This is a genomic window from Paenibacillus kyungheensis, assembly GCF_028606985.1.
Lineage (GTDB): Bacteria > Bacillota > Bacilli > Paenibacillales > Paenibacillaceae > Saccharibacillus > Saccharibacillus kyungheensis.
Map to the genome: position 1 here is coordinate 2,767,625 of NZ_CP117416.1, position 17,224 is coordinate 2,784,848.

General features: G+C 40.0%; 12 protein-coding genes. All 12 read right to left on the minus strand.

Going from position 1 to position 17,224, the window contains the following annotated elements; genetic code table 11:
• Nucleotides 1-31: 31 nt before the first annotated feature.
• The 12 genes from PQ456_RS11765 to PQ456_RS11820 all read right to left on the minus strand — a co-directional run bounded on the left by PQ456_RS11765 (nt 32) and on the right by PQ456_RS11820 (nt 17,042).
• On the minus strand, nt 32-961 hold the full coding sequence (locus PQ456_RS11765; protein ID WP_273612449.1) for an ABC transporter permease: 930 nt from the start codon (nt 959-961) through the stop codon (nt 32-34).
• A gap of 11 nt (nt 962-972) precedes the next feature.
• Nucleotides 973-2,619: an ABC transporter substrate-binding protein gene (locus PQ456_RS11770; protein WP_273612450.1), complete on the minus strand. Its 1,647-nt coding sequence runs from the start codon at nt 2,617-2,619 to the stop codon at nt 973-975.
• 88 nt (nt 2,620-2,707) lie between these two features.
• Nucleotides 2,708-3,922 carry a M20 metallopeptidase family protein gene (locus PQ456_RS11775; protein ID WP_273612451.1) on the minus strand — a complete coding sequence of 405 codons (1,215 nt, stop codon included), beginning with the start codon at nt 3,920-3,922 and terminating at the stop codon, nt 2,708-2,710.
• A 241-nt stretch (nt 3,923-4,163) separates the two neighbouring features.
• Entirely contained in the window at nt 4,164-5,786 is a 1,623-nt protein-coding gene (locus PQ456_RS11780; protein ID WP_273612452.1) for a sensor domain-containing diguanylate cyclase, read from the minus strand.
• Nucleotides 5,787-5,910: 124 nt separating this feature from the next.
• Nucleotides 5,911-6,861: an NAD(P)/FAD-dependent oxidoreductase gene (locus PQ456_RS11785; protein ID WP_273612453.1), complete on the minus strand. Its 951-nt coding sequence runs from the start codon at nt 6,859-6,861 to the stop codon at nt 5,911-5,913.
• Between the two features lie 267 nt (nt 6,862-7,128).
• Nucleotides 7,129-9,339: an ArnT family glycosyltransferase gene (locus PQ456_RS11790; RefSeq protein ID WP_273612454.1), complete on the minus strand. Its 2,211-nt coding sequence runs from the start codon at nt 9,337-9,339 to the stop codon at nt 7,129-7,131.
• A 323-nt stretch (nt 9,340-9,662) separates the two neighbouring features.
• A complete protein-coding gene (locus PQ456_RS11795; RefSeq protein WP_273616306.1) occupies nt 9,663-10,307 on the minus strand; it encodes a pectate lyase in 645 nt (214 codons plus the stop codon).
• A 350-nt stretch (nt 10,308-10,657) separates the two neighbouring features.
• Nucleotides 10,658-11,155: a metallophosphoesterase family protein gene (locus PQ456_RS11800; RefSeq protein ID WP_273612455.1), complete on the minus strand. Its 498-nt coding sequence runs from the start codon at nt 11,153-11,155 to the stop codon at nt 10,658-10,660.
• Complete coding sequence (locus tag PQ456_RS11805) at nt 11,156-11,956, minus strand: (2Fe-2S)-binding protein (RefSeq protein WP_273612456.1); 801 nt, start codon at nt 11,954-11,956, stop codon at nt 11,156-11,158.
• A 138-nt stretch (nt 11,957-12,094) separates the two neighbouring features.
• Nucleotides 12,095-13,165 carry a class II fructose-bisphosphatase gene (gene glpX, locus PQ456_RS11810; RefSeq protein ID WP_273612457.1) on the minus strand — a complete coding sequence of 357 codons (1,071 nt, stop codon included), beginning with the start codon at nt 13,163-13,165 and terminating at the stop codon, nt 12,095-12,097.
• A gap of 325 nt (nt 13,166-13,490) precedes the next feature.
• Nucleotides 13,491-15,089, minus strand: a complete 1,599-nt coding sequence (locus tag PQ456_RS11815; protein ID WP_273612458.1) for a M4 family metallopeptidase — start codon at nt 15,087-15,089, stop codon at nt 13,491-13,493.
• Between the two features lie 525 nt (nt 15,090-15,614).
• The gene (locus tag PQ456_RS11820; RefSeq protein WP_273616307.1) at nt 15,615-17,042 is read right to left on the minus strand and encodes an aldehyde dehydrogenase family protein; all 1,428 of its coding nucleotides are present in this window, start codon (nt 17,040-17,042) and stop codon (nt 15,615-15,617) included.
• Nucleotides 17,043-17,224: the final 182 nt, after the last annotated feature.

Sequence of the window (17,224 nt, forward strand, 5' to 3'; positions counted from 1 at the left end):
ATATCCTCCTTTCGATCTTATCTAAAATTAATTATGTGAGTGACCGCCGAATACGAGGATCAATATAGGTATACGAGATATCAACAAGTAGATTAATAACGACATAGAGAATAGCTGTAAAAAAGACAACCCCCTGTACTACCGGAATATCGCGCGCCATAATCGCATCCGCGAGAATCCGTCCTATTCCTTGCCTTGAAAAAACAGTCTCAATAACTACCGTTCCTGCTAACATTTCTCCTATCTGCATACCGACTACAGTCACGACAGGAATTAAAGCATTGCGCAGTGCATGCTTATACAAAATGACATGACGAGAGATTCCTTTTGCCCGTAATGTAGTGATAAAAGGTTCACTTAGCACTTCTAACATACTATTGCGAACCATACGAATCACAAATCCTGCTCCAACGATTCCTAGCGTGATCGCCGGCAACACCAGAGTAGATATACCGTCAGAACCCATCGCCGGGAACCAGCCCAGTTGAATTGAAAAGATTAAGATTAGCAAAATCCCTGACCAGAATGTCGGCATCGAAATACCAAACAATCCAATAGTACGAGCCAGTATATCGATCCATCCATTACGATGAACAGCTGACAATATCCCGAGGATCACACCGATCAACACTGCTATACACGTACTCGCTAAAGTTAAGATCAATGTCGAAGGAAAATTCGCTATAATTTTGGGTAGTACTGGATCAGAATTGACCATAGATACACCAAAATCACCACGTAACATATCTGCTAGATAATGACCAAATTGAATATAAAACGGCTGATCTAATCCTAATTGAATACGTAAATTCTCTATCATTTCAGGAGTGGCATATGTTGGATCTATCATGGATAGAACAGGATCACCCGGTAACAGGTAAAAGATTGCAAATACCAGTGTTAATGATCCTAAAATAACCAGTAACGATGAAATCGTACGTGTAATGATCGTCTGTACCATGTATATCCTCCTTATCCTCCAATACGTACATCATTAAAGAGTGGATAGCCTAAATAATCAAATGAAATGCCCTGTACAGTCTGAGATGCCGCAACCGTATACGGGAAAATATAGACAGGAATAATCACAGCTAGTTCGTTAATACGTTGTTGTACGTTGCGATAGATGTTGGCACGTTGATCTTTATCTTTTTCAACAGCGCCTTGTTCTAGCCATTGATCGATTTGTGGATCAGAAAGTCCTGGCAGTGTAGGGCGTGCAGATGGCTCAGCAGTATGATAGAAAGCTGATAAAGCATTCGGATCAGAGTTCACCTGACTATTTCCATACAGATCATATTCTCCATTTTGATAGACAACAGTAGAAATATCTTTGGTGATATTGACTTGTACATCAATACCGACTGCTTTTAGTTGCTGTTGAATCATCGCTGCAATATCATTTCGCTTTTCCCGATTAGGAGAGCCGTCTACATATTTCAGGGTAAGACGTTGACCGTCTTTGATACGTATACCGTCTTGTCCTTTCACCCATCCCAGTTCATCGAGTAGATTATTGGCATGTGTCAGATCAGGTTGGTTTGTATTTTCTAATGATTCATCATATCCCAAAATGCCCGGCGTTAGAGCAGACCATGCACGTTCATACGTCCCTAGATATAACGTTTTGACAATCGCATTGACATCAATAGCCGATTGGAGCGCTTGTCTTGCTTTGACATTATCCCATGGAGCATGACGCTCATTAATAAATAATGTATACGGTAACCCTAATGTGTTGGCCTGAAGCAATTGTAGATCAGGGCTATTTTTTAATGCCAATATATTTTGTGGAGGGACAGTCTCTGCGGCAAGTACCTGCTTACTTTGTACACTACCGATTCGAGTCGCTTCTTCTGGAATGATCGAAAATGTTATTCCGTCTATATGCGGCGCACCTGTGTTTTTTACAGTTTCAGGTGCCCATGTATAATCAGGGTTCTTTTTCACAGAAATCGAGGTATTATCTTTCCAATCGACATATTGATAAGGTCCTGAACCCACTGGTTTTTTGCCAAATTGTTCGCCTTCTTGTTTGGCGGCAGTAGGTGATACTATCCCGAGCATTGCTTGACTGATATTCCCTAGAAAAGCTTCTGAAGGTGTCGACAGATTAACTTGAACAGTATACTCATCAATGACTTTAGACGATGTATACGGACGAATCAGTGCAAGTGCATTTGCCGCTTTGGTTGCTGGATCAATCACACGATCAAAGTTGAATTTTACCGCTTCCGCATTAAATGGTGTTCCATCATGGAATTTTACATCTTTACGTAATTTGAAAGTATACTTTTTACCATCTTTGGATACAGTCCACGACTCTGCAAGCCACGGCTTAATTGAACCATCGGCTGTCTGTACAACAAGACTATCATATAGGGTACGCATAACCCTTACCGATACTGCTAGACCACTTCGATGAGGATCAAGTGTATCCGGTGAAGTTGCTAATGCGTAAGTCAATGTACCTCCATTAGCAGTAGCTACGCTACCTTGAGCATTACTTTTTTCTACAACTCCACCACAACCGGATACTACCAGTGATATTGCGATTAGTAGACCACTTACAGTCAACCATAATCGGTGATGGGTATGATTTCTTTGAGTATCTGTCATAAGTTATTCCTTTCACCATATTATTAGGGATATTTGGAGAACCTCAGAATGTATAGATCAAGCGATGATATCAATACATACGTAGCGATTAAGCGAGCGCATCCAATGCAAATTGAATATGCATTTTAGCTCCTAACAGCAACACACGTTCATCTATATCGAACTTTGGATGATGTAACGGATAAGCAGATGTTGCCTCCTGAGGACGGCATCCGATAAAAGCAAATACACCCGGGCGGTGCTGGGTATATAATGCAAAGTCTTCACCTGCAAGAAAAGGTTGCTCTAATTCCATTACATTTTCTTTACCGAAAATAGGTTCTGCTGCTTGTATTGCTCGATCTACTGCGGACGCTTCATTATTCAGCACTGTGCCTGTACGCTGTGTAATCGTTGCTTTTCCACCATGCAGACAAGCGATACTATGAGCATAATCAGCGATAGCTTTAGTTATGCGTTCGACAGTTTCTGTGCGAAATGCTCGAAAAGTGCCAGTCACTTCACTTTCACCTGCAATCACATTTTTGACCGTTCCCGCATGTAATGTTCCAAACGATAACACTTTGGCTTCTGTAGGATTGATCCCTGTCGTCATAAAAATCTGCATATCATTCACAAATCGCGCTGCCATAATAATCGCATCTGAAGATAAATGTGGCGCACTATGATGACCGGAAGTCCCTTGAAAATGAACTGCAAAATGGCAGGACGCCGCCATCGCTGTCTCCTTGTGTATACCGATGCTCCCTACAGGAAGGTCAGGCCAGACATGCATCGCAAAAGATTGAGACACTCCTTGTAAAATGCCATCTTCGATCATATCTCGTCCTCCGCTAATCCAGCGATCATCTAAAGGAGAACGAAGAGCCCCTTCTTCCGCAGGTTGAAAAACAAATTTGATCGTTCCCCGAAAGTGCTCCCGATGATCGCTCAATACTTTAGCAGCTCCAAGCAACATGGCAGTATGAGCATCATGACCACATGCATGCATATAACCTTCACGCCGGGAAGCATACGCATAATCATGTTCTTCTTGAATCGGCAAAGCATCAATATCAGCACGTAATAGGATCGTCTCACCATCTTCTGCTCCATGCAGAATACCAACTACGCCTTGACCAAAATGCTTGCCTACTCCGCTTTGTACTTCTAGCCCCCATTTGCGTAACAGCCCAATAATCAGTGTGGTTGTATGATCGACATCGAAAAGAACTTCAGGGTGAGCATGCAACTCGCGACGAATACGAATAAGGTCGGACTCAAGTGTGTCCGGCAAAGATAAAGCAACAGCAAGTTCACTCATCCTCCATGTCCTCCCTTTCTTTTTCTAATGTTGTTAATTCCTATCTACTTAATTGGTATTGTTACATAAATGTAGACTTAATCAGGCTCAAGGTCAATGAATTCGCTTATAGATAAGATTGATATAGATATAGAACATATCAATCTTATAGCTATAGCCAGTGAGATACAGTTCTTTTGAAAATAAAAAAAGCCCGTTCACCTTATACAGTGAACGAGCTTGGGGTAGATCTGTATTTCGTTTATACATTTATTTCTTCCGCTGATTTTACTTCATTTTGGTTATCTGCTTTGGTTATTTCTTTTTGATAAATGGTAGTACGATTTCTGCCTTCTCGTTTGGAAGTATACATAGCTTCATCCGCATGACTAATCAAATCATTTGGTGTTTTGCCATGTTCAGGGAAAGCAACTACCCCACTTGATACAGTGATCAATTCTCCTGAAGGACTCACAGTACCATGAAGCAATTCACGTAATCGTTCAGCGACAATATAAGCGCGGGTCACATTACATCCACGTAATAAGATTCCGAATTCTTCTCCACCATAGCGAAAGCATACATCTCCTTCGCGAGAGACATTACGCATCGTGACGGCTAGAAATTGCATGACTCGATCTCCGGTGAGATGACCATACGTATCATTGACTCGTTTGAAATGATCGATATCTAACATCACCATAGCAAAAGGTTCATCCCCGATACACCATGTTTCTAGCGTAGAATCAAAATTACGCCGATTAGCGAGACCGGTTAGACCATCGAGTGCTGTCTCATTTTTTAATTTCACAATATACTTCTGTAGTTGTCTGGTCGTAAAACGAATACTTTGATACAGTACTTTCACTTCATATGTCCCCGAGCGAATAGGCGGTAACGCTTCACTTTTCCAATCATCTACCATACGGTTAGAGTAATCTGCTAAGACCTGCAAAGGACGCACAGCTAGATACGTAATAATCCAACCCGCAGCTAACGTAATCAATAACAAAGGTAACGATAACAAAATACTTTTTTGAAGTAATTCTCGCAGTGGAACACTTATCACCGATGCAGGTGTTTGTACAATCACACCCCAACTGCTTTTCATATTATAAGCATATCCTGTATAGAAGGTCTGATTCTGCTGATCTGTAAATTCAATCTTACCAGCCAAGCCAGCCATCACTTTCCATACAGCTTCATCGGCAGCTTTATTCGATCCTACTAATTTTAGATTAGGATGGAAAATAATATTGCCTTTCGGACCGACTGCATATACATAAGAACCATCTGATGAATAATCTTGCTCCAGAATACCTTGTAATACATTAGACTTCTGTAAATAAATCGTTCCGGCAATATAACCGTAATACCGTTCTTGTTTGTCAAACAACGGGCTGGTCACTAATACAATCCATCTACCGTCTTTGCTCATAAAAGGTTCGGTAATATGAGGGATTTGAATTTCTAGTAGCGTATTGTTAATAGGTCCACTCAATTGTTGCCCTGCTTTGACGCCTGATGTTGCGGGTACTGTATTGTTTACGATCAAATCTTTATTTACAATAACAATCGAATTAAAATAATTTTTGTTATTCGTATACAAATCTTCTAACAAATCTTGATCGATTTTATTTTCACGTTGCCATATTGTAGCCAATGCATCTATACTTTCTTGCATCGTACCTAATATATTACCTGCCGCATTTGCAAGTTCAGTGGCATGCTGGTAATTATTATCTAAATAATTATTAATCAGGGCTTGCTTACTAACGATATAGGCCGAATAAATCGAGATAATCATCGTAAGTAAAATAGAGAAAACAATGATAGTGCTTACAATGGTGACAAGCCTGAATCCTTTTTTAGGATATAAACGCAATCGGACACCCCACCTGACAAATCAAATATTAATCAACTTTAATTTTAACACAACCTTTTTCACAAAAGAAAGCAAAAGACACTTTAAATCGTCTTTTGCTTTCTAGAATATTATAAAAAGAAGATTACGACCGTACTGTTTGTTCTTTACGGCTCGTTTTCATTTTAGATAACGTTTTATTGATCCAAATAGCTGCCTGTGCGCCTTCACCCATTGCAATATTAGCTTGCTCAGAATGTGCACCCAGATCTCCAGCAATCCAGACATTTTCAATATTGCTCATTTTGGAGCGCGGATCTGTCTCGATATGATGATTATGAATAGTCTCTACACCTAATTGCTCTGCAAGTTCTGAATTCACATGATTGCCTCCAAAAGCTATAAAACCACGCTCTGCTTCTATCACCTGACCGCCTTCTAACTCTACACTATGGATAATACCACCTTCGTGATAATTGACCATATCTACAGCCGATTCAATATACGATATTTCTTTTTCTTGTAGACGTTCCATCGTTTCTGGACGGAATGGCTTGGATTCATGATTGATATAGATAAGATCTGAAGTACGCTCTGACAAAATCAAAGCCATTTGAGCACCAGCTTCACCTGCACCGATCACGACAGTACGGCGATCTTCAATCTCATATCCATCGCAGTCCGGGCATACATACACACTATACCCTAATGTTTCGACCAGCCCGGGTAAGCGTGGGAATCGATCGATCAAGCCTGTCGCTAGCAATAAGGTTCTAGCTTTATAACTTTCTCCTTGTGCTCCTTTAAGCAAGAAATGATCTTCTTCTTTTTTCGCTTCCAAAATGCGATCTTCATGAAATTGTACGCCTAATGGCTCAGCATGTTCCCGTCCAATTTTGCGTAATTCCTCTCCTGATATTCCATCAGGAAAGCCAAGAATATTTCCGTAGTTCTGGCATAATGTTGAACGTCCATGCCCTGCATCGATGACCAGTACCTCATGAGCAGAATATCTTCCTAGCTGAATAGCTGCTTGTAATCCTGCTATTCCTCCTCCTACAATAATGCAATCGTATAAAGTATTATCACTAATCATCGTTGTTGACCTCCTTGAATTGATGTTGCATTTGATCACTTTTTTATCGTTAACGACCGCTTATTTCTGTTCATAACAAGGCTAGATGGATAGATAAGAGTATGTTAATAAATGTTTGATACTTACTTACGATTAAAAAGATCGTATAAGATAATATGTAAACCTCTTATATATTATGAAACGCAATCGACTACATATTACAAAAAATCCTCTTCTTCTGTAGCCTAATATCTACAGGAAAAAGAGGATTTGATTTGTACTATCGTATTAATTAAGATCTGCTGGTGTTATTTCATATAAAGAACCGCTCATCATCCCACCGAATCCGCCGCTATTGTTCGTGCGATTCATCCCATTCATCGGGCTGTTCATCGTAGCAGTAGGCACTTTAGCATTATTTGCACCGGAAAGGCTGTTTTGCAACACCGTACTTGTAGTATCCTGCCACTCTTCCGTTGGAATTTCGGTACCATGTTCTTTGATCCATGTGATGATCTCATTTGATTCTCCACCACGACCACCGATCCCATTAATCATGAAGTATTTTATTTCTCCTTTACTAATCAATGCTTTCAAAGAATCGACTGTCAGAATCGGATCACTTCCACCGAATCCGCCCATTGCCATAACAGGCTTACCGGTCTGAATAATATACGGAGCGGCTGAACTGGCATTCGATACAGCAAATAGATATTTTTCACCTGTATTGTGTTGAGTTACATATTGCAATAATTTTTCGTTGGCTGTTTGATACATTCCACCGCGATTAGGCGTTCTTGCAGGTGCTGTATTAGTATTCTCTGAAGGCAAAGTATTTTCGGTAGGTGTCATCGTAGTATCCGGGTTAGCAGGTCTTATAGAAGCATTACTGCCTCCTGCACCTATCATATTAGGAGGATTACCACCGAATCTACCGAACCCTTCCTTAACTTCAGGGCCGCCAGCTGGGATTGCTACATTACCAGAAGCATTAACAATCGAAAAAGAAGACCAGTATAATGGAGTCAACATCAGTAATATGATTGCTCCAGAAGCGAGATATAACTTGTTCGCTTGAAGAATAGAATCTTTTTTGCCAATCAGTAAGCCTATCGTTAGTACCAGTCCTACACCACCAATAATATAAAACCATGCAGAACCGATAGTCGCATTAAATGGATAGATGACATACATTTGAAAAGCTGTAGTGACAGCCACGTTAATAGGTAACAGCCACGATAACCATCCACGCCCTTCACGATAATATCTCCATTGAGCCATAAAACCTGTTGCAGCAAGTACAGCTACAGGTGGAGCTAACATAATCAGATAATATTGATGGAAAAATCCTGCAATACTAAAAAATCCAGCTACAGGCAGTAACCACATTACCCAGAATATACTATCAAGGTACTCTGGACGGCGCCATGTATTTCGGCGTACTCCTGCGAATAAAGCGATTAACGATACAATGGCAAACGGCAATAATAGACTTGCTTGACCGGATAGACTGGATTGAAATAACCGAAGTGGGCCTGCATCTCCAATATTGAACATTTTTCCTGTATTTCGATTGCCTGTCGGAGGAGACATCTGGCTATTCGTCATGCCTGTTATCTGGTTGTTGCTATTACTGGTAGTCGGGGGAGCCGTAACTTGCGCTGTATTCTCTTCTGGTGATAGTACAGACGTCTGTCCTGTTAAGCGATTAAGACCGTTATACCCAAAAGCCAGTTCCATAACAGAGTTCGTCAGACTACTTCCTTCATAAGGTCGTTCACTTGCAGGTACACTATCGACAATCATTGCCCATGAGACCGAGATCCCTGCGAGTAATACTGTTCCTATCGCAAGCACCGATAGTTTTTGCTTCCAATTCACTTGATAAGCCAGTAGATAAAATACATATAAAGCAGGCAGAATCATATACGCTTGTAGCATTTTCACATTAAAAGCAACACCGATCATAGAGAAACCAGCGATAATCCACAGCGCTTTCTGTTGCTTTACACCTTTAAGTAGCATCCATGTCGCTAATAGTAAAAAGAATACTAATAGACTATCTACATTGTTGGAACGTTGTACTGCTATCGCTACAGGAGTAACCGCCATCATTAGCGCTGCAAGCCGTGCTGTATTTACTCCAAAAGTAGGCTTAACAATCAGATAGATTAATCCAACCGATCCTACACCTGCAAGTGCCATAGGCAAGGTGACGCTCCATCCATGCACTCCAAAAATAGATGCAAATAACGTCTGCACCCAGAACGCTACAGGAGGCTTATCGATCGTCACAAATCCACCGGGATCGAACGAAGCATAGAAAAAGTTGTGAAAACTTTGAAGCATACTTGTTACTGCCGCTGTATAGTAGGCATTGGCGTTTCCATTTTCCCAAATCTTCCACACATTTAGAAAAGCAGAAAGGATTAAAATCAAAATCAGCGGAATATCTATTCTTGATCGTGATTTTGATAGACTGCTTGCTCTTACTTCCATAGGTATTCCTCCCCAATCATCCATCATTCAGATATACTTTTTATGTAGATTTCATTTTGGCGCATTAACCTTAAATTTAGATCATGAATTACTTAAAAAAAGATTAAATATGAAATTTCTGATACATCTGGCATCTGAAAATATACGTTGACTGCTTACATTGTTATGCACAAAAAAGAACCTCCATACTCACTAAGATGTGAGTTGGAGGTTAAATGTTGTATTTATAGCAAGGGGGGATTTGCTAAGAACAAGGACAAATAAGGGTTAGTGTTGGGCAAACATATGCGCAAATGCTTGAGCTAGCCAAGCATTAATATTCATTAGTATTGAGTGTTACCACTTTCCGTAATGTTTTTCACACCGATAAATTTAGTGCCTACATTATGGTAACGAGTATTAGTCATTTTCACTGTACTGGTAGAACTATCTGTACGGAAAATCGCTTCTTTCATATCAGAAATATCGCAATTGTCGATCGTTACATTTACTTTAAATGTACTTCCGCCCAATTGACGAATAAATTTACCTGCTTTAGAACCTTTAAAGTTGCTTACTTTGAATGTAGAAGCTGCATTGATCTGGAACATTTTATCATCACCATTGGTAGCCGAACCACCTTTAAGAGTAACTGTTCCACTTTCTTTGATTGTCATTGCATCTTCACCGATATCTTCCCAGACGATGTTCTCCAGAGTAGCGTTCCCATAAGTATGTACGCCATCAGCCGCTGGATAACCAAGTACTACATTTTTCAATGTACCTCCATTTTCAACGCGGAAAATAGGTTTTTGACCTTCTTTTTGACTGCCATCTCCAAGAGCACTTCCTGCGATGAAGCGTGCTCCTTTGCCATCATACACTTCGCCTGCTTTGACAACGATTGTAGTGTTAGTGACACCGGCTGCTTCTACTGTAGTTGTTGGTACAGCAGTTGTCGGCACAATTGTTACAACTGATGCTAACATCGTAGCCGCTAATACCGTTGTTACCCATTTTTTCATCCAAAAATCGCTCCTTTTGAATACATTTTTTTAAACCTGTTACTTAAAATGTAATTTATCAGGTTTAAGTTAACAATATCATTTAGAGTATAATTTTTCCATATGAATATAACGAAACCTTTTTGAAAATAATATGCAAAATATCGAAAAATTATCCAACAATAAATACAGCTTCTTCCCTATATAATATTTAGAAAAATCAATATAAAATTCCTTTTAATACTATATTGTAAACTATACTTTAGTTCAATAACTTGTTGTACCAAAAAAAAAGAGAAACCTTGGAATATAAAGCTTCTCTTTTTTTGGTGTTATTATTCTTTATCAAAAAAGAAATGTTCGGCTGATACTTGATCGCCTTCGATTATAATTTTACCGTAAGAGTATCTTGGTTCGCGACGCTTGTCTGTCGGTGATCCTGGATTGAATAATAGGATATCTTCCCGTATCTCAGATAAAGGCGTATGAGAATGCCCGAATACGATGATATCGACAGCTTCATTAGGAAAAGTGTTAAACGCTCGATCCGGCGTTGTACCTCTCCATCCATCTCCATGAACCAGACCAATTCGCTTGCCAGCAACCTCTATTATTTTCTGCAATCCAAGTCGTTCTACAATATCGTCTCCATCATTGTTACCTGCTACTGCTTCGACAGGAGCCAATTCAGATAACTTTTCATACACCCACCAATCACAGAAATCTCCTGCATGTACAATAAGGTCTACCCCTTGCAACCCTTCTAATAAATGAGCTGGCAGATAACGATTACGACTAGATATATGTGTATCGGATACAATGCCAATAATCAATTAGTTCCCCTCCTTACTCTGATAAGCGAGACGACGTTCATCTCGATCGGTTTCACTAAGCTTAGGACAAGAGAAACAATAATCTCCGTCATCCATACGATGATACAAGCAACAAGCGCTTTTTAACGGAATTGATTGATCTCCTTGAATACTGGTCGTATAACGAGTGGGTATATGGAGCGGATTGCGTGATAAGCCAAACGTTTCCGCTTCCATTTGTGTGGTCACATAGTGATGATCTTCTTTAATCTGCTCTACAATCGTTGTCGATGAAGCTTCTTCTTGCCATGCTTGAATAAAATAATTAAACTGGCTTGGGAATTGCCGCCAGAATACGCGAGCATGAGCGCCTGTAACTGTCGATATTGCTTCGATCAAAGGACGAAGCGTTTGTTGATACAACTGTTTGAGATGAGTCTGGCGAAATAATTCTCGCTCCGCAGAAGCACCGGTTCCTTGCTCTTCACTCCACTGCTGAATCCGAAATGCAAACTGACAATATCCATTACTTTCATACATATCCATCGTTAGATTTTCTAAGTCTAATGCAATACTTCTATTATAAAAGGAAAGATAATATTGCTCTGCCAAAGCAATGCGACCTAACCAGGAACAGAAAAAAGTTCCTGCTGGCTCTGTATCCGGTGCTTTTAGCAAAGGAGCATAGAACTGTAAAAACTTCCTCATGCCTTCCACTGTACTTAATTCTGCAAAAGAAGCGCTATATATGGCATCCGGATGTGGTTCCATTATGAGATAAAATTTAGCTTTTAACATATCACGATCCAAGCTAAGCTCCATACTTCCCAAACCCTTCCTTTATTAAGATTCATTATCATTTATCCTATACCAATCTCTTCGATTCTTCAAATCAACATTAAAAAAGACAGCCCTTGAATAAAGGACTGTCTTATAACGGAAGGTATAACTATGATTTGATTAAGAAGAAGATTTCGATTCAACCGGTTGCTTTTTGGTGCTTACAACAGATTCTACAGCCGCTATACGGCGATCTTCAGGCTGTCCGGTTGCTTGAATTTTTCTGACTTTGTGAAGTACTTCTTTGTTCGGTAAGTAATGAAGAGATTTGATATAACGGATCGTTTTGGTTTTGGCACGCATAACGATTGAATGCGTCTCTGCACGATCATCCGCCAGATAACGAACACCACCCAGGATTTCACCAGGCGTTACACCTGTTGCGGCAAAAATAACATCGTCGGTGCCGATCATATCCTGCATCGTAAGAATCTGGTACGGATTTTCGATACCCATTGCCTGACAGCGTTCAAACTCCGCTGCATTGGCTGGCATCAATCTACCTTGTAGTTCACCACCAAGGCAGGATAGTGCAGCAGCAGCCAGTACACCTTCCGGTGCGCCTCCTGATCCTAAGTAAAGATCAATCCCTGCTTCGGGGAAAGCAGGAGCCATAGCGCCTGCTACATCGCCATCGCTGATAAATTTGATCCGAACGCCTACTTTACGCAATGTTTTGATAATACTTTCATGACGATCACGATCTAATATCATAACCGTGATATCCGCCATATTTTTACCGAGTGCTTTGGATGCTTTATGCAAAGTCACATCGACAGGATCTTCAATACTGAGCTTGCCTACTAATGCAGGGCCTACAGCTAATTTCTCCATATACATATCAGGAGCATGCAGAAGGTTACCTTTATCGGCTACAGCAATAACCGACAGTGCATTATTCAACCCCTTCGCCACAATGGCTGTTCCTTCTAACGGGTCTACTGCTACATCTACTTCTGGTGAATCTGTGTTTCCCACTTTTTCTCCAATATACAACATTGGAGCTTCATCCATCTCACCCTCACCGATTACAACAGTACCGTTAATCGATACAGAGTCGAACATCGCACGCATCGCTAGTGTAGCCGCCTCGTCTGCGCTGTTCTTGTCACCGCGTCCCATCCAGGGAGCCGAAGCCAATGCCGCGACTTCTGTTACTCTTACAATTTCCAATGCCATCTCGCGTTCCATGTCTTCCACTCCTTTAATTGGGATTTCAAAGATAAATGTTGTTTACTAGAGCATATAATATCACTATTTCAAACAAAAATGTTGTTTTTAACGAAAATAATCTTCTAAAACAAATTTATATGTTTGATAAATAAATATTATAAAGGTTTTCAAAGTACATTATAACTGATAAACAACATATTTCTTGAATACAGAAATTAAATCTGTGTTTTTAATTTCATTTTATATAAATAACCACATTTTCATGAATGAAACCAAAAAAAAAGAAACAGCAAACAATCTCTAAGAGATCATTTACTGCTTCTTTATTTACGACGATTGGAGATTAGTTGATACCAACAGCGCTCAAAGAGTTTTTAACAGCTGTTGTTTGAGCAGAGTTTGCACCATACAAATCTGTAGATGCTTGGATCATTGCAGAACGGTAAGCAGAGAAGTTAGAGCTAGAAGTCAAGTAGTAGTTCAATGCACGGTATACGATTTGGATCGCTTGTGAACGACCGATACCTGTTGTATTTACTCCACCAAATGTTCCACCTTGCGCTAACAAGTAGTATGCTTTGTTCGGAATACCACTGTTTGTGTGTACGCCACCGTTATCACTGGATGTATTTACATAAGCAGACATTGAAGCTGGTTGTCCACCTTTAGCAGGGTTATCCATGTAACGAAGAGCATCACCAGAAGTACCTGGAGTATAGATTGCATCACCGATCAACCAGTTTTTACCTTCGATCGTGTTACCGAACATATCAGAGATTGCTTCATTCAAAGCACCGGATTGACCATAGTATTCAAGGTTAGCTGTATACTCGGTTACACCGTGAGTCAATTCATGACCTACAACATCCAAGTCACCAGACAATGGAACGAATGTAGAACCGTCGCCATCTCCATAGACCATTTGCGTTCCGTTCCAGAATGCATTGTTGTAGTTAGTAGAGTAATGAACTGTAGATTTAAGAGCTAGACCATTACCATCAATACTGTTACGTCCAAAGTTAGATTTGTAGAAATCATATACTCTTTCTGCGTAAGTATGAGCATCTACAGCAGCAGGATCATTAAATGTACTGCTTGTGCTGGATACTGTTGATCCTGGCAAAGTACTACGGTTAGCTGCTGTATATGTTTGTACACCTTTTCCACGTGTACTATCGATTAACAAGTTGCTAGAACCAGATACAGTTGTTGTGAACGACTTCGTATCGCCCAATACCCCTTTACCTGTTCCTGTAGCATGCTCAATCAAGTCATATTGGAACAAGATTGAACCATCTTTAGCATCGATAAAGTAACGTGTACGAAGTGGTTCAGGAGTAAGTACGTTTACTTCAGTTACATAAGCTAAGCTAGCTTTATCTTCTGGAGCATATACATACAATTTAGCACTTGGTGCTTTTTGAGCTTCACCTAATGAACCAATTTTAGAAGCAGCATCTTTTTCAGCAATTTTGATTGCTTCAGAAGCGCTAATTTTTGGAGTTACAGCTGCTTTTGCATCTTTAGCATCGCTTAATTTACCGTAGACATCTTCAACTACGCTACCCAAGTACAAAGATACATTTCCTGTTTTATCAAAGTGCAATGTTTGTTCTGCACCGTATACTGGAACGCCTTCGTAGATTTGGTTGATGCGATAATGTTCTGTACCTGTAGAGGAATCTGCTTGACGTTTAGTAATATCAAAAACTTGTTGTGCAGTTGCTTGTTGATCTCCGGCAATTGTACGTTTTTGTCTGTCCAAGAATTTCCATACTTTTGCATCACCAGCCAATCCGCTTGTTACCAAAGTAGATTGTGTAATTACTTGTGGAGTGTAATCTCCTAGTGGTGTTACTTCATTAGCAGAAGCAGCAAAAGCTGGAGCCTGAGCACCAATCAACAAACTACCGGCAAGTATAAATCCAAACGTCTTTTTCAAAGTATTCTCCCCTGTTCACTTGGTTTTTTGGTATTGCCTAATAACAACTTTTTGTGATTTTTCTTCTAAGTACCTGTGAGCCTTTGCCAAAATTCAATGATAGCATTCGTATCGAACGCTCAAGCGCCAGCTACAAACTGCGGGCAACATCTACAACAACAATCAGTAACCGGTACCCCTCCTTTTGGACGCTCATATTTTACCAAATAAATCATTTTGTGGATTTCTTCTTGCGTCTGAAAGGAATCGTATCATGATTCCTAAAAAAAATAAATACCTTTTTAGATAAAAATATGGAAAAAGATGAAAATAGCTGATTTATCTGACATGAGCTGTACAGTTTAGTATCATTTGGAGAAAACTACCTTACTTTTCGCACGTAAAAAAGACTTAATTCTACTTTTCAGCAGTAATTAAGTCTTAATTAAATTCAGATTCATAAAAAGAGAAAAAAGGTTATAAGAATCAGGGCGCTTATAAACATATTTTTATCAATTTAACTGGAAATTATTTTGGTGTACTGGCTTATTTTTTAAAGACTACTAACTTAGTCTCTAACATTTCTTCTAACGCATACTTAATTCCTTCACGACCAATTCCACTTTGTTTTACTCCACCATATGGCATATGATCGACACGGAATGATGGGATATCATTAACAATCACTCCACCTACTTCTAATTTCTCAGCCGCTTGAAATGCTGTTGACAGTTGTTGTGTGTAGATCCCTGCTTGTAATCCATAATTAGAACGATTGACTTCACGAATCCCTTCTTCCATATCTGCTACAGGATTGATCATCACAATAGGAGCGAATACTTCCTGACAAGCGACACGTACCTCGGGATTCACTCGTAACAAGACAGTAGGTAAAAGAAGATCTTCTTCTATTGTACCTCCATACGCAATCTCTGCTCCTTGAGATACAGCTTCTTCTATCCATTCTATTGCTCTTGTCTGTTCTTTGGGTGCGATCATAGCAGACACATCAGTATCTTCATTCATCGGATCACCTAGCTTCAGTTGACGCGTTGCTTGGACAAATTGATCTACAAAATCATCAAAGATGTCTTGATGTACATAAATACGCTGAATAGAAATACAGACTTGTCCCTGATTGCCAAATGCACCGGAGACCGCACGCTGAATCATTGCAGGAATATCGGTATCACGGTCAATAATCAGTCCCGAGTTAGAACCTAGCTCTAATGTTACCTTTTTAAGACCTGCTTTGGATCGAATCGAGATGCCTACTGCCGGACTACCTGTGAATGACAATGCTTTGACACGTTCATCCGTTACGATAACATCACCTACCACTTTGCCATCCCCTGTTACTACATTTAGCGCTCCCGCAGGTAGACCAGCTTCTTGTAATAATTCTGCTAATAAGAAAGAAGATAATGGAGTCTGCTCCGCAGGTTTCAATACCACTGTATTTCCGGCAGCAAGAGCAGGTCCTACTTTGTGTGCAACCAGATTCATAGGGAAGTTAAATGGCGTGATCGCTCCTACCACACCTACAGGCTCTTTGACCGTATAAGCGATTCGTCCTTCTCCACTTACAGAAGCATCCAGTGGAATCGTTTCTCCATGAATCCGTTTGGCTTCTTCTGCGGCAAATTTATACGTTTCTACTGTACGACCTATTTCTGTTCGAGCAGCTTGTAGCGGTTTAGCACCTTCAAGTGCTATCAATTGTGCTGCTTCTTCTGAACGTTGTTCTAGCAGCCGTGCTAGATTTTCCAAAATAGATGCGCGTTGGTGTGCTGGCATAGCACGCATCGTTGCTCTAGCTTCATAAGCCGCCGCTATAGCCTGCTTGGTTTCTTCCTCATTAGCTTCGGCAACTTCCGCAATCAGGGAACGATTGTATGGAGAATATAAAGGCGTATAGGACTGAGCTGTAACCCACTCCCCGTTAATATATAAATGTTTTTTATCCACAATGATCTTCCTTTCTTCATTCAAAATAAAGCTACGCTGGAAATAAGCGCTCCTACTCAATACCCTTTTTTGCAACAAAGTATGTTTATTTATTTTATATTTAGTAAAATAGGGTCTTTTATACTAAATAAATTACGACTATATTCGACAATTAATATTTGTTTATTTATTTTTTAGATAACTATACA

Coding starts and splice junctions, on each gene's coding strand:
- PQ456_RS11765 (WP_273612449.1), bottom strand. CDS start 961: ATGGTACAGACGATCATTACACGTACGATTTCATCGTTACTGGTTATT.
- PQ456_RS11770 (WP_273612450.1), bottom strand. CDS start 2,619: ATGACAGATACTCAAAGAAATCATACCCATCACCGATTATGGTTGACT.
- PQ456_RS11775 (WP_273612451.1), bottom strand. CDS start 3,922: ATGAGTGAACTTGCTGTTGCTTTATCTTTGCCGGACACACTTGAGTCC.
- PQ456_RS11785 (WP_273612453.1), bottom strand. CDS start 6,861: ATGATTAGTGATAATACTTTATACGATTGCATTATTGTAGGAGGAGGA.
- PQ456_RS11790 (WP_273612454.1), bottom strand. CDS start 9,339: ATGGAAGTAAGAGCAAGCAGTCTATCAAAATCACGATCAAGAATAGAT.
- PQ456_RS11795 (WP_273616306.1), bottom strand. CDS start 10,307: ATGTTAGCATCAGTTGTAACAATTGTGCCGACAACTGCTGTACCAACA.
- PQ456_RS11805 (WP_273612456.1), bottom strand. CDS start 11,956: ATGGAGCTTAGCTTGGATCGTGATATGTTAAAAGCTAAATTTTATCTC.
- glpX (WP_273612457.1), bottom strand. CDS start 13,165: ATGGAACGCGAGATGGCATTGGAAATTGTAAGAGTAACAGAAGTCGCG.